This is a genomic window from Amycolatopsis sp. NPDC088138 (genome assembly GCF_044741685.1).
GTDB lineage: Bacteria > Actinomycetota > Actinomycetes > Mycobacteriales > Pseudonocardiaceae > Amycolatopsis.
The window spans coordinates 563,228-582,883 of record NZ_JBIUTB010000004.1 but is presented as its reverse complement, the minus strand read 5'-3'; the positions used below and the strand labels follow the sequence as shown (position 1 = coordinate 582,883).

4 protein-coding genes are annotated in these 19,656 nt (G+C 73.2%); all 4 read right to left on the bottom strand.

Going from position 1 to position 19,656, the window contains the following annotated elements; all coding sequences use genetic code 11:
• Positions 1 to 14 precede the first annotated feature (14 nt).
• Positions 15 to 8,939, bottom strand: coding sequence for a type I polyketide synthase (locus tag ACIOD2_RS24010; protein WP_400541869.1), 8,925 nt, complete (start codon positions 8,937 to 8,939; stop codon positions 15 to 17).
• Between the two features lie 37 nt (positions 8,940 to 8,976).
• Positions 8,977 to 17,100: an SDR family NAD(P)-dependent oxidoreductase gene (locus ACIOD2_RS24005; protein ID WP_400541866.1), complete on the bottom strand. Its 8,124-nt coding sequence runs from the start codon at positions 17,098 to 17,100 to the stop codon at positions 8,977 to 8,979.
• A gap of 494 nt (positions 17,101 to 17,594) precedes the next feature.
• The gene (locus ACIOD2_RS24000; RefSeq protein ID WP_323331878.1) at positions 17,595 to 18,251 is read right to left on the bottom strand and encodes a response regulator transcription factor; all 657 of its coding nucleotides are present in this window, start codon (positions 18,249 to 18,251) and stop codon (positions 17,595 to 17,597) included.
• Entirely contained in the window at positions 18,215 to 19,552 is a 1,338-nt protein-coding gene (locus ACIOD2_RS23995) for a histidine kinase (protein WP_400541862.1), read from the bottom strand. The genes ACIOD2_RS24000 and ACIOD2_RS23995 overlap by 37 nt, the downstream gene beginning before the upstream one ends.
• Between the last annotated feature and the right edge of the window lie 104 nt (positions 19,553 to 19,656).

Below are 19,656 nucleotides of genomic sequence, written 5' to 3'. Positions count from 1 at the left end.
CCGGGCCGCCTCGGTCACGAGGTGCCGAACTTCTTGTCGATCAGCGCGAAGATCTCGTCGTCGGTCGCGTCGTCCAGCTCGTCGCCGAGGGCGGCGGGGACGTCCGCGGCCTGGTGCCAGGCGGTGCCCAGGTCTTTCAGCCGGGTGCCGATCCGGGTGCGGGTCTCGTCGTCGGGGGCCAGGTCAGCCAGCTCGTCCGGGCCGAGCGCGGCGAGCGCCGCCTCCAGCCGGTCCAGTTCGTCCAAAAGGGACACCGGGCCGGGGCCCTGTGCCGGCATCAGCTCGGCCCGCAGGTGTGCGGCCAGTGCCCGCGGGGTCGGGTGGTCGAACACGAGCGTCGCGGGCAGGGACAGCCCGGTCGCCGCGTCGAGCCGGTTGCGCAGCTCCACCGCGGACAGTGAGGTGAAGCCCAGCTCCTTGAAGGGCCGGGCGGGTTCGATCGCGCCGGTGTGCCCGAGCACCAGGCCGGCGGTCTCGCGGACGAGGTCCTCCAGCAGCCGGGTGCGTTCGGCGTCCGGCACGGCGGCCAGCCGCTCGGCGAACCCACGTTCGTCCACCGTGGACACTTCCGGCTGTGGCGCGAGGTCGGCCAGCAGCGGGCTGGGCCGCGACGCCGTGAACCCGGGCGCGAAGACCGGCCAGTCGATGTCGGCGACGGCGACGAGCGCGGACGGTTCGGCGACACCCAGCGCGGTGACGGCGACCCGCGGGTCCATCGCGGTGAACCCGGCGCGGCCGAGCCGGTCGCCGACGGCGCCGGCGGCCATGCCCTCCCCGGCCCAAGCGCCCCAGGCGATCGAGGTGGCGGGCAGGCCGTCCGCGCGGCGCTGTTCGGCGAGCGCGTCGAGGTAGGCGTTCGCCGCGGCGTAGGACGCCTGGCCGGCGTTGCCGACCGTCCCGGCGAACGCGCTGAACAGCACGAACGCGCTCAAGTCGCCGGTCAGCTCGTGCAGGTTCGCGGCGGCGGTCGCCTTTGCCCGCAGGACGTCGGTGAACCGGTCGGCGGTCAGCGCGTCGAGCACACCGTCGTCGAGCACACCGGCGGTGTGGACCACCGCGCCGACCGGGTGGTCGGCGAGGAACGCGGCCAGCTGCGTGCGGTCCCCGGCATCGCACGCGGCGATGGTGACGTCGGCGCCGAGGCCGGTCAGCTCGGTTTCGAGGGCGTCCGCGCCCGGGGCGGAGGGACCGCGACGGCTGATCAACAGGAGTCGTTCGACGCCCTGCCCGGCCAGGTAGCGGGCGACGGCCGAGCCGAGCGCGCCGGTGCCGCCGGTGACCAGCACCGGACCGGCGGCAGCCCAGTCAACCTCACCGCGTCCCGGCCGGGCCGGGGTCAGGCGGCGGGTGAACAGGCCGTTCGCCCTGACCGCGACCTGGTCCTCGCCGGTGCTGCCGGTCAGGATCCCGGTTAAGAGGGCGGCGGTCCGGTCGTCGAAGTGCTCCGGCAGGTCGATCAGCCCGCCCCAGCGGCGCGGGTGCTCGAGGGCGGCGGTGCGGGCGAGGCCCCACAGCATGGCCTGGTCCAGGTGGGACACCCGGTCGGCCGGGTGGGTGGCGACGGAGCCGCGGGTCGCGACCCACAGCGGTGCGTCGATGCCCGCGTCGCCGAGCGACTGCAGCAGCGTCGTCGTCACCTGCGGGCCGAGGCCGCCGAGGGCGAGCACGCCGTCGACGTCATCGAGCGAGGCCAGGCGGATGGTCAGGGTCTCGCGATCGGTGTCGTCGGTTTCGAGCACGGTCACCGACGCGGCTTTGGCGAGCGCGTCGATCGCCGGGTCGTTCGTCTCCCCCGGCGGGACGACCACCAGCCACGCGCCGAGGTCGCCGGGCAGCGGCTCGTCGATCGGGCGCCAGGCGACGCCGTAGCGCCAGGTGTCCACAGTGGACGTCTTGGTGGCGCGGGGTGCGGTGGTTTCGAGCCAGAACCGCTCGCCTTGGAACGGGTAGGTGGGCAGGTCTAGCAGCGAACGTTTCCCGCCGAAAACCGCCGCCCAGTCGGGCTCGGCTCCTGCGACGAACAGCGTCGCCAGGGCGGTCCGCAGCGCGAACGGTTCTTCGCGGTCACGGCGTTGCGCGGCCACGAACACCGCGGGTCCGGTCACGCAGTCCTGGGCCATCCCGGTGAGCACGCCGTCCGGTCCGAGTTCGACGAACGTGTCCACGCCGGACGCTTCCAGCGTGCGGACGCCGTCGAGGAACCGGACGGCGCCACGGACGTGCCGGACCCAGTAGTCCGCGTCGAACTCGGTGATCGGTTCGCCGGTGACGTTGGAGACGATCGGGATGACCGGCTGACCGTATGTCAGCGACTCCGCTATCCCGCGGAACTCGTCCAGCATCGGGTCCATCAACGGCGAGTGGAAGGCGTGGCTCACGGTCAGCTGCTTGGTCTTGCGGTCCGCGAAGTGTTCCGCCACGGCTTTTACGGCAGCCTCGTCACCGGAGACGACCGTCGAGTTCGGACCGTTCAGCGCGGCGACGGCCACCGCATCCGACAGGTGCGGCGTGATCTCGTCTTCGGTGGCCTGGATCGCGACCATCGCACCGCCGGACGGCAGCGCCTGCATGAGACGGCCGCGCGCGGCGACCAGCGTCGCGGCGTCGGCCAGTGAGAGCACGCCCGCGACGTGTGCCGCGGCCAGCTCGCCGATCGAATGGCCGAGCAGCTGATGCGGGGTGATGCCCCAGTGCTCGGACAGCCGGAACTGGGCCACCTCCAGCGCGAACAGCGCGGCTTGGGTGTAGGCGGTCCCGTCGAGCAGGGCGCCGGCCTCGGCGAACATGACCTCCTTGAGCGGCCGGTCCAGGTGGGCGTCGAGGTGCGCGCAGACGTTGTCGAGCGCGTCGGCGAACACCGGGAACTCGCGGTACAGGTCCCGGCCCATCCCCGGCCGCTGGCTGCCCTGGCCGGTGAACAGGAACCCGATCCGCCGTCCCTCCGAAGCCTCGCCCGTGGGCACGGAAGCCGCCCCCTCGGCGAGTGCGGTCAGCCCGGCCAGCAGTTCGGTCCGGTCGGCGGTGACCAGCGCGGCCCGGTGCCGGTGCGCGGCTCGGGTGGTGCTCAGCGCGTGCCCCAGCTGAGCCGGGGAAAGGTCCGGCGACGCGGTGACGTGCGCGGCCAGCCGGGCCGCCAGCGCACGCAGGGCCGGTGCCGACCGTGCGGAGAGTACGACCGGACCGTCCTCAAGGGACTCATCGGGAGCTTCGAGAGCCGGGGGCGCTTCCAGGACGACGTGGGCGTTGGTGCCGCCGATGCCGAACGACGAGACACCCGCGCGGCGCGGGCGGCCGGTGTCGGGCCACGGGGTCGTCTCGGTGAGCAGCGCGACCGTGCCGGCGCTCCAGTCGACCTCGGGGGTCGGCTCGTCGATGTGCAGCGTCTTCGGCAGCACGCCGTGGCGCATCGCCAGGATCATCTTGATGACGCCGGCCACCCCGGCCGCGGACTGCGTGTGCCCGAGGTTCGACTTCACCGAGCCGAGCCACAGCGGCGCGTCCGCGCGGTTCCGTCCGTAGGTCGCGATCAGGGCCTGCGCCTCGATCGGGTCGCCCAGTGAGGTTCCCGTGCCGTGCGCCTCGACGGCGTCCACATCGGACGGTGCCAGGCCGGCGTCGGCCAGTGCCTGCCGGATGACGCGCTGCTGCGACGGGCCGTTCGGGGCGGTCAGGCCGTTCGACGCGCCGTCGGAGTTCACCGCGCTGCCGCGCAGCAGGGCGAGGACGCGGTGGCCGTTGCGCCGCGCGTCCGACAGGCGCTCCAGCAGGATCAGGCCGACACCCTCACCCCAGCCGGTGCCGTCGGCCCCCGCGGCGAACGCCTTGCAGCGGCCGTCGGCGGAAAGGCCGCGCTGGCGGGAGAACTCGACGAACGCGCCCGGCTTGGACATCACCGTCGCGCCGCCGGCCAGGGCCAGCGAGCACTCGCCGTTGCGCAGCGCCCGCGTCGCGAGGTGCAGGGCGACCAGGGACGCCGAGCAGGCCGTGTCCACCGTGACCGCGGGGCCCTCGAGCCCGAAGGTGTAGGCGACGCGGCCGCAGACGACCGAGGCCGCGTTGCCCGTCAACAGGTAGCCCTCGACGCCTTCCGGCGATTCGTGCAGGCCGGGTGCGTAGTCCTGGCCGTTGGTCCCGACGAACACCCCGGTTTCACTGCCCCGCAAGGAGTCCGGGTCGATTCCGGCGCGTTCGAACAGCTCCCACGACGTCTCCAGCAGGAGCCGCTGCTGCGGGTCCATCGCCAGGGCTTCGCGGGGCGAGATGCCGAAGAAGCCGGCGTCGAACTTGTCGGCGTCGTAAAGGAATCCGCCCTCGCGGGCGTAGCAGGTGCCCTTGTGGTCGGGATCCGGGTCGTAGAGCGCGTCGAGGTCCCAGCCGCGGTTGGCCGGGAACGGCGCCATCGCGTCCCGGCCCGCGGCCAGCAGCTCCCACAGGTCCTCGGGGCTGTCGACCCCGCCGGGGTAGCGGCAGGTCATCGCGACGACGGCGATCGGGTCGTCGGCCACGGCCTTGACGACCGGCGCGAAGTCGCTCTCCCCCGCCTCGCCGCCCAGCATCGCGGCCAGCTCTGCCGGAGTCGGGTGGTCGAACGCGACGGTCGCGGGCAGCTTCAGCCCGGTCGCGGCGCTGAGCCGGTTGCGCAGCTCGACCGAGGTCAGCGAGTCGAAACCCAGCTCACGGAACGCGCGGCGCGGCTCGATCGCACTCGGGGAACCGTGCCCGAGCACGCCCGCGACGTGGGCCCGCACGAGGTCGAGCAGGAACCGCTCGCGGTCGGCGCCGGTCAGCGCGGCCAGCTGCCCGGCGAACCCGGCCGGAGCTTCTGCTGTGGACGGTGCGAAGCCGCCGAGCAAGGGACTGCGCCGGGACGCGGTGAAGGTTGGGACGAACCGGTCCCAGTCGACGTCCGCGACGACCGAGACGGTGTCACCCTGCTCGATCGCTCGCGTGATGCCGGTGACGGCGAGCGCGGGGTCCATCGCGACGAGGCCGTCGCGGCGGAGGCGGTCGCCGCGCAGGGTGTCGTCGGCCAGGCCGCCGCCCGCCCAGTGGCCCCAGCCGATCGCGGTGGCCGGGAGCCCGTCGGCCGCGCGCTGCTCGGCGAGGGCCTCCAGGAACGCGTTCGCGGCGGCGTAGTTGGCCTGGCCCGCGTTGCCGACCGTGCCCGCGAAAGAGGAAAACAGGACAAACGCGTCGAGGTCGCCGGTCAGCTCGTGCAACGCGAGGGCCGCGTCGAGCTTGGGGCGCAGGACGCCGTCGAAACGGTCGTCGGTCAGGGACGCGATGACGCCGTCGTCGAGGACGCCGGCGGTGTGCACCACCGCGGTCAGGTCCAGGCCGTCGAGCAGCGCGGCGAGGGCGTCGCGGTCGGCGACGTCGCACGCGGCGATCGTCACGTCGACCCCGAGTGCGGTCAGCTTGGCGCGCAGCTCTTCGGCACCCGGTGCGGACGCGCCGCTGCGGCTGGTGAGCACGAGGTGCTCGGCGCCGTTCGCGGCGAGCCACTCGGCGACCTGGCCGCCGAGCGCACCGGTACCGCCGGTGACCAGCACCGTTCCGCGCGGCTGCCAGCCGTCGGCGGCCGGGCGTGCCTTGGCCCGTACGAGCCGGCGGGCGAAGACGCCGGAGTCGCGCACGGCGAGCTGGTCCTCATCGGTCCCGGCCAGCACCGCGGCCAGGCGGGCCGCGGCCCGCTCGTCGAGGGTCTCCGGCAGGTCGAGCAGACCACTCCAGCGGTCCGGCTGCTCCAGCGCGGCGACCCGGCCGAAGCCCCAGGTCAGGGCCTGGTCGGGGTGCCGCACCCGGTCGCCGCGGCCGGTGGTGACCGCGCCGGAGGTGAGCGTCCACAAGGGAGCTTCAAGATCAGCCTGCAGCAGCTTCGTCGTCGCGGCGAGCGCTTCTCGGCCGTCGCCTACGAGAGAGACGATCCCGGTCAGCGGTTCGTCCGTCGGCTCACGGCGGACGTCAGCGCCGTGCGCGGCCAGCGCGTCGGCGACACCGAGGCCGTCCTCCCCCAGCACCAGCCAGACGCCGGAGAGCTTGGTGCGTTCGACGTCGACCGGCTCCCAGGTGACGCGGTACCGCCAGCTGTCCACGGTGGACGAGTCAAGGTGACGACGACGCCACGCGGCGAGCGCGGGCAGCACGTCGCGGAGGGTGTCCTCCGGCAGTCCGAGGTCGAGATCCGCGCGGTCGACCGCGTCCCAGAACCCGCCGTCCGAGCCGCCCGCGGTCGGCGCGGGGGCGTCGAGCCAGTAGCGGTCACGTTTGAAGGCGTAGGTCGGCAGGTCGACGGCCTGGCCGCCGCCGAACACCTTCGCCCAGTCCGGCGAGATGCCGCGGACGTGGGCGTCGGCCAGCGCGGTCAGGAACCGGCGGAGGCCGCCCTCGTCCCGCCGGAGCGTGCCCAGCGCAACGCCGAGATCGTCCACAGTGTCCTGAAGGCCGATGGTCAGCACCGGGTGCGGGCTGCATTCGACGAACACCGAGTGCCCGCGGGCGAGCAGCGCGCGGGTGGCGTCCTCGAACCGGACCGTGTTGCGGAGGTTGTCGTACCAGTAGCGGGCGCCGACGATCGTGGTGTCGATCGGCTCGCCGGTGACCGTGGAGTAGAAGGGGATCTCGGACGTGCGGGGCCGGATCGGGCCGAGCACGTCGAGGAGCTCGGCCTCCAGGGACTCGACGTGCGCCGAGTGCGACGCGTAGTCCACCGGGACCCGCTTGGCGCGGATTTCGCGTTCCGCGCAGCGGTCCATCAGCTCGTCGAGCGCGTCCGCATCCCCGGAGACGACGGTCGAGCGCGGCCCGTTGACCGCCGCGATCGAGATCCGGTCGTTGATCAGCGCGGCGACTTCGTCGTGCGGCAGCGGGATCGAGACCATGCCACCGCGCCCGGCGAGCGCCAGGATCGCCTTGCTGCGGAGGGCGACCACGCGGGCACCGTCCTCGAGGGACAGTGCGCCGGCGACGACCGCCGCCGCGATCTCGCCCTGCGAGTGGCCGACCACGGCGGACGGCTCGACGCCGTACGACCGCCACAGCGTCGCCAGGGAGACCATCACCGCCCACAGCACCGGCTGCACGACGTCGACGCGGTCGAACCCGGGTGCACCTTCAACGCCCCGCAGGACGTCCGTCAGCGACCAGTCCACAAAGGATGCAAGGGCTGCTTCACATGAAGTCATCCGGGCCGCGAACACCGGCGATTCGTCGAGCAGCCCGACGGCCATGCCGGCCCACTGCGAGCCCTGGCCGGGGAAGACGAACACGGACTTCACGCCGCCACGGGCCGAACCACGAACCACGGACGGCACGACGTCGCCGCGTCCCAGACCGGCCAGGACGTCGAGGGCCTCTTCCCTGCCGGAGGCCGCGAACGCGACCCGCTCCGGCAGCGCCGCGCGAGTCGTCGCCAGCGACCAGGCGAAATCGCCCAGTTCGACGTCCGGGTCGGCCAGCCGCTCGGCGAGCCGGGCGGCCTGCTCGGTAAGCGCTTCCGCCGTCCGGGCCGACAGCACGACCGGCACGACACCGGAAGCACCAGAAGTAACAGTCTCGACGACCGGCGCCTGCTCCAGCACCGCGTGCGCGTTCGTGCCGCTGACCCCGAACGACGACACCGCGGCGCGGCGCGGCCGGTCGGCCTCGGGCCACGGACGGGCTTCGGTGAGCAGCTCGACGGCCCCGGTGGACCAGTCGACGTGCGGTGTCGGCGCGTCGACGTGCAGGGTCCGCGGCAGCGCGCCGTGGCGCATGGCCATGACCATCTTGATGACGCCGCCGACACCGGCGGCGGCCTGGCTGTGCCCGATGTTGGACTTCAGCGACCCGAGCCAGAGCGGCGTCTCACGCTCACGGCCGTAGGTGGCGATCAGGGCCTGGGCCTCGATCGGGTCACCCAGGGTCGTGCCGGTGCCGTGCGCCTCGACGGCGTCCACTTCGGACGGTGTGAGCCGCGCGTTGGCCAGCGCCTGCCGGATCACCCGCTGCTGCGCGGGGCCGCTCGGCGCGGTCAGGCCGTTGGACGCACCGTCGGAGTTCACCGCGCTGCCGCGGACCACGGCGAGCACGCGGTGCCCGTTTCGCTGTGCGTCGGACAGCTTCTCCAGCACGAGCATCCCGGCGCCTTCGGCCCAGCCGGTGCCGTCCGCGGCGGCGGCGAACGGCTTGCAGCGGCCGTCGGCGGAGAGCCCGCGCTGGCGGGAGAACTCGATGAACGTCGCGGTTGTCGACATCACGGCGACGCCGCCGGCGAGCGCGAGCGTGCACTCGCCGGACCGCAGGGCCTGCCCGGCCAGGTGCAGCGCGACCAGCGAAGACGAGCACGCCGTGTCGACGCTGACCGCGGGCCCTTCGAGGCCGAGGGTGAAGGCGACGCGACCGGACGCGACGCTGCCCGCGCTGCCGTTGCCGAGGTAGGCCTCGACGTCGGCGGGCGCGTGCGGCAGCCGGGAGCCGTAGTCGTGGTACATCACGCCGGCGAACACCCCGGCGCGGGTGCCGCGCACCGACTCCGGCGGGATGCCCGCGCGTTCCAGGGCCTCCCACGAGACCTCGAGCAGCAGGCGCTGCTGCGGGTCCATCGCCAGCGCCTCGCGGGGCGAGATGCCGAAGAACTCGGCGTCGAACTCGTCGGCGTCGTGCAGGAACCCGCCTTCGCGGGCGTAGAACGTGCCCGCGTGGTCGGGGTCCGGGTGGTACAGCTCGCCGAGGTCCCAGCCGCGCCGCTCAGGGAAGGCGCCCACGGCGTCCCGGCCCTCGTCGACCAGCTCCCACAGGTCTTCGGGCGAGCGGACGCCGCCGGGATAGCGGCAGCTCATCCCGACGATGGCGATCGGTTCGGCGTCACGCTCCCGCTCCTCGCGCAGCTCCCGCCGGACCTGCCGGAGATCGGTGGTCACCCGCTTGAGATAGTCCCGCAGCTTGTCCTCAGTGGACATTCAGCTCACCCCAGCCCGTCGGCATGTCGCCCATCCCTCACACAGTCCCGAGTTCGCTGTCGATCAGCGCGAACATCGCATCGTCGTCGGCGGTGTCGATCTCGACGTCGTCCGCCGGGTGCTCGTCTTCGGTCCATTCGGCCAGCAGGGCCCGCAGCCGGGCGGTGATCCGCACGCGGTCGGGGTCGCCGGAGTCCACCGTGGACAGTGCGCCGCGCAGGTGGTCCAGCTGCGCCAGCACCGGCAGGTCCGACACCGCCGGTGCGGCCGGCGCCAGCTCGGTCAGCACGTAGCCGGCCAGCGCGCGCGGGGTCGGGTGGTCGAAGATCAGCGTCACCGGCAGGCGCAGGCCGAGGGCCGCGGTGAGCCGGTTGCGCAGCTCGACCGCGGTCAGCGAGTCGAAGCCGATCTCCTTGAACGCCTGGTCGCCGTCGATCGTCGCGGCCGAGGCGAACCCGAGCACGGTCGCGGTCTCGGCCAGCACGGCGTCCAGCGCCAGCTGCGACCGGTCCGCGTCGGGGGCCGTCGCCAGGCGGCCGGCCAGCGACGCGGTGTCCACCTGCTCGTCGGCACGGCGGGACCGGGTCCGGATCAGCTCCCGCAGCAGCGGCGGGACGTCCCCGCCGGCGCGCGCCCGGAGTGTGGCCAGGTCCAGCCGGGCCGGGACGAGCGTGGCGTCGGCCTGGCGCAGCGCGACGTCGAACAGCGCGAGCCCTTCGACGCTGGGCAGCGCGCCCACGCCGGATCGGGTCATCCGGCTCAGGTCGGCGTCGGCGAGGTGCCCGGTCATGCCACTGCGCTCGGCCCAGAAACCCCAGGCCAGCGCGGTGCCGGCCAGGCCGCGGGCCCGGCGCCGCGCGGCGAGCGCGTCCAAGAAGGCGTTGGCGGCGGCGTAGTTGCCCTGCCCGGCGGTGCCGAGCGTCGCGGCCACCGAGGAGAACAGCACGAACGCCGTGAGCGGCCGGTCCGCGGTCAGCTCGTCCAGGTGGACGGCGGCGTCGACCTTCGGCCGCAGCACAGCGGCCAGCCGCTCGGGGGTCAGCGAGGCGAGGACGCCGTCGTCGAGCACCCCGGCCGCGTGGACCACGCCGGTGAGGTCGGGCAGCGCGTCGAGCAGGCCGGCCAGCGCCGCGCGGTCGGCGGCGTCGCAGGCGGCGATCGTGACGTCGGCGCCGAGGTCGCGCAACCGCGTCGCCAGCTCCGGTGCACCCGGCGCGTCCAGCCCCTTCCGGCTGGTCAGGACCAGCTTGCGGACGCCGTGCGCGGTGATCAGGTGTTCCGCCAGCAGAGCGCCGAGGGTGCCGGTGCCGCCGGTGACGAGGACCGTGCCGTCGAACACCGGCAGGTCACCCTCGGCGGGCTTGACCCGGCGCAGCCGCGGCACGTACGTCGTGCCGTTCTGCACGGCGAGCTGCGGCTCCCCCGTGGCGAGCGCCCGCGGCAGGAGGCCTTCCTCGGCCGGGGTGACGTCGGCGAGCACGAACCGGCCGGGGTGCTCGGACTGCGCCGCGCGGAGCAGGCCCCAGACCGCCGCCCCCGCCGGGTCGTCCGCCCGGGCACCCGAGGTCAGCAGCACCAGCTTGGCCGCCGCGAAGCGCTCGTCGGACGTCCACCGCCGGGCCAGGTCCAGCGCGCGGGCGGCGGCCGTGTGGGTGCGCTCCACCAGCTCGTCTGACTCCGGCGCGATCCGGATGACGACAAACCCTTCCGGTGTTTCCAGCTCGTCGAGATCGTCACACCAAAGGACGGTGGAGTCCGCTTCGGACGGTTCGAGTTCGGTCCAGTCCACCCGGAACAGTGAGTCGGGTGCGGCACCGGTGAGGGTCCGGGTCAGCGGCCGCAGCAGCAGGGAGTCCACTGTGGCCACCGGCGTACCGGTCTCGTCGGCGACGGCGAGCGCCAGCTCTCCCTCGCCCACGGTCAGCCGGACGCGCAACGCGGCCGCGCCGGTGCGGTGCAGCGTGATGCCGCGCCAGGAGAACGGGATGCTGCTCGTGCCATCTGCGCCGATCAGGACGTCGTGCCCGGCGGCGTGGAGCGCGGCGTCGAGCAGGGCCGGGTGCAGCCCGAACCGGGCGGCGTCGTCGGTCGGCAGGACCACCTCGGCGTAGACGTCCCGGCCGGACCGCCAGGCCGCGCGCAGGCCCTGGAACACCGGGCCGTAGCCGAACCCGGCGTCCGCGAGGTCCTGGTAGAGCGCGTCGACGTCGATCGGCTCGGCCTCGGGCGGCCACGCGGTCAGCGCGGTACCGGCCGATGCCGACGTGCCGAGGACGCCGGTCGCGTGGCGGGTCCAGTCGCCGTGGTCGTCCTGGCGGGAGTGGAAGGTGATCGCGCGGCGGCCGTCGTCGTCGGACGGCGCGACCGCGACCTGCACGGTGACCGCGCCGCGCTCCGGCAGGAGCAGCGGGCCTTCGAGGGTCAGCTCTTCGAGCGCGTCACAGCCGGTGTCCTCGGCCGCGCGCAACGCCAGTTCGACGAACGCGGTCCCGGGCAGGAGCACGGTGTCGAACACCGCATGGTCGGTCAGCCACGGGTGGGTCCGCTGGGCCAGCCGCCCGGTGTAGAGCAGGCCACCGGTGCCGGCGAGCCGGACGGCGGCGCCGAGCAGCGGGTGCCCGGCCTCGCCCAGCCCGGCCGAGGACAGCTCACCCGCGCCGGCGGCGGCTTCGAGCCAGAAGCGCTGGCGCTGGAACGGGTAGGTCGGCAGGTCTTCGACGACCCGGCCGCCGGGCAGCACCGTGCTCCAGTCCGGGGTCGCGCCGCAGACGTGGGCCTGCGCCAGCGCGTTCAGGAACCGGGCCGGGCCACCGTCGTCGCGCCGCAGGGTGCCGACGGCGACCGCGTCCACGCCGAGTTCGTCCACAGTGTCCTGGACGCCGATGGTGAGGACGGGGTGCGGGCTGCACTCGACGAACACCGAGTGGCCGCGCTCGGCAAGCTGGCGCACGACCGCCTCGAACCGGACCGTGTTGCGCAGGTTCTCGTACCAGTACCGGGCGCCCATCACGGTCGTGTCGAGCGGGTCGCCGGTGACCGTCGAGTAGAACGGCACCTCCGCGGCGCGCGGCCGGATCGGGGCCAGGACGTCCAGCAGCTCGGTTTCCAGGGACTCGACGTGCGCCGAGTGGGACGCGTAGTCCACCGGGATCCGCTTGGCCCGGATTTCCCCGGCCTCACAACGATCCATCAGCTCGTCGAGCGCGTCGGCATCACCCGAGACGACAGTGGAGCGCGGTCCGTTGACCGCCGCCACGGAGATCCGGTCGTCGATCAGCGCGGTCGCTTCGTCGTACGGCAACGGGATCGAGACCATGCCACCGCGGCCGGCCAGCGCGAGGATCGCCTTGCTGCGCAACGCGACGACCAGCGCACCGTCCTCAAGCGACAATGCTCCCGCGACGACGGCGGCGGCGATCTCACCCTGGGAGTGACCGACCACAGCGGACGGCTCGACACCGTGCGCACGCCACAGCGCCGCCAGTGAAACCATCACCGCCCACAGCACCGGCTGGACCACGTCGACCCGATCGAACCCCGGCGCACCTTCGACACTCCGGAGGACGTCGAGCAGCGACCAGTCCACATGGGACGCCAGCGCGTCCGCGCACTCACCGAGTCGCGCCGCGAACGCGGGCGACGATTCGGCCAGCTCGACGGCCATCCCGGCCCACTGCGAACCCTGGCCTGGGAAGACGAACGCCGTCCGTCCGGAGCCGCGCACCGAACCCATGACTACATCGGGCGAACTGCCGCCCTCTGCCAGTGTGGCGAGCTGCTCCCGGAGGTTGGTGCCGAGCAGCACGGCGCGCTGGGGGAACCTCGCCCGCGTCGACGTCAGGGTGTGCGCGATGTCCACATCGGACACCGTCGTGTTCGTCAGGTAGGCCAGCAGGTTCTTGGTCTGGTCCCGGAGTTCACCGTCGGTTCGGGCGGACAGGACGACCGGTGCAGGTCCAGCGTGCGACTCGAGAGCGTCCGTCGGCGGTGCCTGTTCGAGCACGGCGTGGGCGTTGGTGCCGCTTACCCCGAACGACGACACCGCGACCCGGCGCGGGCGGCCGGTCTCCGGCCACGGCCGTTCCTCGGCGAGCAAGGCGACGGTCCCGGCGGACCAGTCGACGTGCGGGGTCGGCTCGTCCACGTGCAAGGTGCGCGGGAGGACGCCGTGGCGTAGGGCCTGGACCATCTTGATCACGCCGCCGATGCCCGCGGCCGCCTGTGTGTGCCCGATGTTGGACTTCAACGACCCCAGCCACAGCGGCGTCTCGCGGTCTCGGCCGTACGTCGCGATCAGCGCGTCGGCCTCGATCGGGTCGCCCAGTGTCGTCCCGGTGCCGTGCGCCTCGACGGCGTCGACATCCGAAGTGGACAGTCCAGAAGCGGCGAGCGCACGGCGGATGACCCGTTGCTGCGAAGGGCCGTTGGGGGCGGTGAGACCGTTGGACGCGCCGTCCGAGTTGACCGCAGAACCGCGCAGCACGGCCAGGATCTGGTGGCCGTGGCGCTGGGCGTCGGAAAGCCGTTCCAGCACCAGGACTCCGGCGCCCTCGGCCCAGCCGGTGCCGTCCGCGGCAGCGGAGAACGCCTTGCAGCGGCCGTCGGCGGACAGGCCGCGCTGGCGCGAGAACTCGATGAACATGCCGGGCCGCGACATCACCGCGGCCCCGGCGGCCAGGGCCAGCGAGCACTCGCCGGCGCGCAGGGCCTGGGCCGCCCAGTGCAGCGCGACCAGCGACGACGAGCACGCCGTGTCGACGGTGACGGCAGGTCCTTCGAGGCCGAACGTGTAGGCCAGCCGGCCCGAGACGACGCTGCCGGTGGTACCGGTGAGCAGGTAACCGTCGGCGCCGCCGGCCGCCTCGTGCAGCCGCGGGCCGTAGTCGGTCGCCATCGCGCCGACAAAAACCCCGGTGGACGTGCCGCGCAGCGCGGCCGGGTCGAGGCCGGCGCGTTCGAACGCCTCCCAGGTCAGCTCCAGCAGCACCCGCTGCTGCGGGTCCATCGCGACGGCCTCTCGCGGCGAAATGCCGAAGAAAGCCGGATCGAAGTCCGCGACACCGTCGAGGAACCCGCCGCCGCGGGCGTAGGTCGTGCCGGCGTGTTCCGGGTCGGGGTCGTAGAGCGCGTCGAGGTCCCAGCCGCGGTCCGCCGGGAAGTCACCGATCGCGTCGACACCCTCGGTGACCAGCCGCCACAGGTCTTCGGGGGTCCGGACGCCGCCGGGGTAACGGCAGCTCATCGCCACGATGGCGATCGGCTCGTCGCTCGTGGCCACAGTCTCCGCGGCGGCCTCGGGAGCGCCGGACAGCTCGGTTTCGAGGTGCCGGGCGAGCGCGGCCGGTGTCGGGTGGTCGAACAGCACGCCGCTGCCGAGCCGGAGGCCGGTCACCTGGCCGAGGTGGTCGCGCAGCTCGACCGCGGTGAGCGAGTCGATGCCGAGCTCCTTGAACGTCCGGTCCGCGTCGACGTCGTTCGCCCCGGCGTAGTCGAGCACCAGCGCGACACCCGCGCGGACGACGTCGCCGAGCCGGCGGTCGCGTTCGGCGGCGGGCAGGTCCGCGACGCTCTGCGCCCACGACCGCTCGGCAGCGGGGGCCGCGGTGCGTGCGGGGCCGTCGAACCAGTGCCGGACGCGCTGGAACGGGTAGGTCGGCAGGTCGACACGGTTGCCGCGGTCGCCGTAGACCGCGGTCCAGTCGACGTCGGCGCCGTGGACGTGCAGCTGCGCCAGGGCGTGGTGGAAGGTGAACGTCTCGTCGCGGTCCCGGCGCAGCGCGGCGGCGAAGGTGCCGGAGACGCTCTCGCGGGCCATCGCGCACAGCACGCCGTCCGGGCCCAGCTCGACGAACACGGCGTCGCCGACCGTGACTACGGCGTCGGCGAAACGGACCGCCTCGCGCACGTGCCGCGTCCAGTAACCCGGGTCGGCGAGCTGTTCGGCGGTGGCGATGCGGCCGGTGAGGCCGGAGACGATCGGGATCCGCGGCTCTTGATAGGTCATCGTCTCGGCGACCGCAAAGAAATCGTCGAGCATCGCGTCCATGTGCGGCGAGTGGAACGCGTGGCTCACCGTGAGACGTTTGGTCTTGCGTCCCAGCCCGGCGAAGTGGTTAGCCAGCGCATTGATGGCATCCGCGTCTCCGGACAGCACGACCGCCTGCGGCCCGTTGACCGCGGCGATCGACACCGCGGGAGTCAGGACGGAAAGCGCGTCCGCTTCGGTGGCCTCGACGGCGAGCATCGCTCCCCCGCCCGGCAACGCGTCCATCAAGCGCCCGCGTGCGGCCACCAGTTCGGCCGCGTCGTCGAGGGACAGCACCCCGGCGACGTGGGCCGCGGCCAACTCGCCGACGGAGTGTCCGATGAGGACGGACGGACGCACACCGCGGCTTTCCATCAGCCGGAACAACGCGACTTCGAGGGCGAACAACGCCGATTGCGTGTACCGGGTCCGGTCGAGGAGTTCCGTGGGCTCGAACAGGACGTCGCGCAGCGGCACGTCGAGGTGGCGGTCGAGGCGGGCGCAGACGTCGTCCAGCGCGGCGGCGAAGACCGGCTCGGTCGCGTAAAGCCCTTGTCCCGCACCGGTTCGCTGGCTGCCCTGACCGGAGAACAGGAACGCCACCGGACGCGCGTCGCGGGTGGACCCTCGGACGACCGACCGTGACGAACCGCCCGCGGCGAGGACGTCGAGCGCTCCCGCGAGATCGCCGTCCGGCACGACCACCGCGCGGTGCTCGAGGGACGCGCGCGTCGTCACCAGGGAGTACCCGACGTCGACCGGATCGTGCGCGGCCAGCTCGTCCCACAGCGATTTCGCCTGCGCGGCAAGCGCTTCCGGCGACCGGGCGGACAGTACCAGCGGCAGCGGGTCCCCGCCGGTGGCCCGGCGCACCGGTGCCGGGGCCGCGGCGAGAACGACGTGACAGTTGGTGCCGCCCATGCCGAACGAGCTGACCCCGGCCAGCCGGTGCGGGCCGGTCCACGACGTCGGCTCGGTCGTCACGCGCAGGTTCAGCGCGTCGAGGGGGATGTCCGGGTTGGGCGTCGCGAAGTTGAGGCTCGGCGTGATCTCGCCGTGCCACAGGCACAGCGCCGCCTTCAGCAGCCCGGTGATGCCCGCGGCGCCTTCCAGGTGGCCGACGTTGGTCTTGGCCGAACCGACGAGCAGCGGTGTGCCGTCCGCGCGGGCCGTGCCGATCACCGCGCCGAGCGCGGCGGCCTCGATCGGGTCGCCGACGCGTGTGCCGGTGCCGTGCAGCTCGACGTACTCGACGTCACCCGGCTCGGTGCCGGCCCGTTCGTGCGCCAGCCGCAGCACCTCGCGCTGCGCGGATTCACTCGGTGTGGTCAGGGTTTCCGCGGTGCCGCCGTTGTTGACGGCCGTGCCGCGGATGACGCCGTAGACGCGGTCGCCGTCGGCGAGGGCGTCGGCGAGCGGGCGCAGCACGACCAGGCCGCCGCCTTCACCGCGCACGTACCCGTTGGCGCGGGCGTCGAAGGTGAAGCAGCGGCCGTCCGGCGACAGTCCGCCGAAGCGGGACGCGCCGACCGCGCTGTCGGCGATCAGGTTCAGGTTGACCCCGCCCGCGAGCGCCACCGCGGATTCGCCGCGGCGCAGGCTTTCGCAGGCCAGGTGGACCGCGACCAGCGACGACGACTGTCCACTGTCGACAACGAGGCTCGGCCCGCGCAGGCCGAGGGTGTAGGAGACGCGGTTGGCGATCACGCCGCGGTGCGAGCCGGTCAGCGAGTGCTGGGTGCTGACGCCGTGCTCGGTGAGCAGGTGGGCGTAGTCGTCCCAGATGGCGCCGAAGAAGACGCCCGCGTTCTCGCCGTCGAGCCGGGACGGCGGCAGGCCGGCGTCCTCCAGGGCCTCCCAGCTCAGTTCCAGCATCAGCCGCTGCTGCGGGTCCATCACCGCGGCCTCGCGCGGGGAAATCCCGAAGAAGGCGGCGTCGAAGCCGTCCACGTCGTCGAGGAAGGCGCCGAAGCCGGTGCCCGGAGCATCGTCCGGCCCGGTCCAGCGCTCGGGCGGGGTCTCGGTGACCGCGTGCCGGCCGTGGCGCAGCAGGTCCCAGTACGCCCCCGGTCCCGGCGCGGCGGGCAGGCGGCAGGCCATTCCGACGATCGCGATGCCGAACTCAAGCTTGGACAAGGCGAGTCCTCCACAGATCGCGGACGGGCGGGAGCTGCCGCGACGAGCCCGTCACGCGGCGTGCGAACGCCCGACGTTCGTCGTGAACAGGCAAAACGCTACTGAGCCCTGACCAGGCCAGAAACCCCTAGCGGGGCCCCTAGGCACCCTGCACGTCACCCTGCGGGACAAGGGAAAACACCCTCGAACCCCGAGGGCGGAAGGCGCTCGCGCTCCGGCGTAACGCCCTGAAGGTGCCCCTCATGGACGTCCAGTCCCTGAAGGTGCCCTTCACGGCATTGAACCCCGAGGGGAAACTGAGTCAGACGGCCTTGCCGCGTTGAAGTTGTGTCGATGGAGGATTCGGGACGCTGGATGTCCAGAAAGCTCCATCGACAAACCTCGAGGTCCGTTGACAGCGCTCGCCGTCACCGCGCTCCCGCCCCAGCGCAATGCCCTGAAGGTGCCCCTCACGGCATGGAACTGGCACCGAACCCTCGAGGAGGAAGGCTGGGTCAGACGGCCTTGCCGCGGTTGAGGTAGGTCAGCACCGCGAGCACCCGACGGTTGTCGTCGTTGGACGGTGGCAGGTTCAGCTTCGTGAAGATGTTCGAGATGTGCTTGCCGACCGTGCCGTCGCTGAAGTTGAGGCTCTGCGCGATGCCGGCGTTGGACCGGCCCTCGGCCATCATCTCCAGCACCTCGCGCTCGCGCGGGCTGAGCGTCTCGAAGGGCTCGTTGCGCGCCTGGCGCGCCAGCAGCTTCGCGATCACCGTCGCGTCCATCGCCGTGCCGCCGGCCGCGACCCGCCGCACCGCCTCGACGAACTCCTCGGCGTCGCCGACGCGGTCCTTCAGCAGGTAGCCGACGCCACCGGCGCCGTCCTGCAGGAGTTCGTTGGCGTACAACTGTTCCACGTGCTGGGACAGCACCAGCACCGGCAGCCCGGGCACCTGCTTGCGCGCGGCCAGCGCGGCCTGCAGGCCTTCGTCGGTGAAGCTCGGCGGCAGCCGGACGTCGACCACGGCCACGTCCGGGCGGTGCTCCAGCAGCGCCTTCAGCAGCTCGGGCCCGGTCTCCACCGCGGCGACGATGTCGAAACCGTGCGACTGCAGCAGCAGTGTCAAGCCGTCCCTTAGGAGAGCGAGGTCTTCGGCGAGCACAACGCGCACGGGATCTCCAAACTCACGCGGGTCGGTCCGCCGGGCCGGCTGACGACGCTCAGACTACCGTCGAAGGCTTCGAGCCTTTGGGTGATCCCGCGCAGCCCGGACCCGGCGGCAAGATCGGCACCGCCGCGGCCCTCGTCGATCACCGCGCCGGTCAGCAGCCCGTCGGCGAACCGCAGCCGCACGGTGACGTCCCGGGTTTCGGCGTGCTTGACGACGTTGGCCAGCGCCTCGCACACGCTGAAGTACACCGCCGCCTCCACCGCCGGCTCGAACCGGCCGGGCAGCTCGATGTCCATGGTCGCGTCCAGCGGCAGGTCCAGCACGAACGCCCGCAGCGCGTCGCGGAGCCCGCGCTCGGCGAGCACCGGCGGGTGGATGCCGTGCACCAGGTCCCGCAGCTCCTGCAGGGCCTTGCTCGAGGAGTCCCGCAGCTCGGTCACCAGCTCCTTGGCCCGGCTCGGGTCGCGGTCGATGAACTGGGACAGCGCGGCCAGCTTCATCCGCATCGCGACCAGCCGCGCCTGGGCGCCGTCGTGCAGATCGCGCTCGATGCGGCGCAGCTCGGCGGCCTGCGTGGCCAGCGCGTCCGCGCGGGTGCGGGTCAGCTGCTGGACGCGGTCGTTGAGCTTCCCACGGCGTCCCGGCTTGAGCAGCAGGGACGTCCATTCGCCGCGCAGCCGCAGCAGCGGGCCGGCGAAGGCCACCCCGGCCGCGACGCACGCCAGCCCGACGGCGATCTGCAGTGGCACCTCGGTGCCACCCAGCCACGAGAGCTCGCCGACGATCCCCGCCGCCTGGCCCACGGCCAGCACCACCGCGGTCAGCCCGGCCAGCACCAGCAGCACCGGGAACAGCGCGAGCGCGCCGCCGACCACCGGGTCGGCCAGCAGCCAGGCCAGGTCGCGCCAGGTCGCCGGGTCACCCCAGATCCAGCGGACGCGCAGCGAGACCGCCGCGAACCAGCGGCGCTTGTGGTAGTCCTTCCCGCTCCAGTACCAGCCGTGCTCGGTGCGCTCGAGCCGCGGCCGCGGCCGGTACGGCACCGCCACGGGCACCCCGGACCAGCGTCCGGACAGCTCGCGCGCGGTGTTCGCGATCCGCCGGATCAGCACCGTGACCAGCAGGAACAGCGGGAACATGCCGAGCCCGAACCACAGCACCAGCGAAAGCAGGGTGGCGACCGCGAGCGCCGCCTCCCCCACGTTGAGCAGGCCGAGCGCCGCGCCGCGCGCGAGGTCCCGCGGCGCCTGCCGCAGCCGGGTGGCCACGGGTGCGCCCACGGCGACCGCCGTGTCACTCATGTCGGTACCTCCTCCGGGCGTGCCCACCCGGTCAGTCTGACTCACGGAGTGTGTCCGGGCGGAGACGGATACCACCCCTGCCCGCATAAAGAAAACTCCACCCC

Bases quoted from the DNA above. Each gene is read 5' to 3' on its own strand.
- ACIOD2_RS24010 (WP_400541869.1), bottom strand. From the start codon at position 8,939: ATGTCCACTGAGGACAAGCTGCGGGACTATCTCAAGCGGGTGACCACC.
- ACIOD2_RS23995 (WP_400541862.1), bottom strand. From the start codon at position 19,552: ATGAGTGACACGGCGGTCGCCGTGGGCGCACCCGTGGCCACCCGGCTG.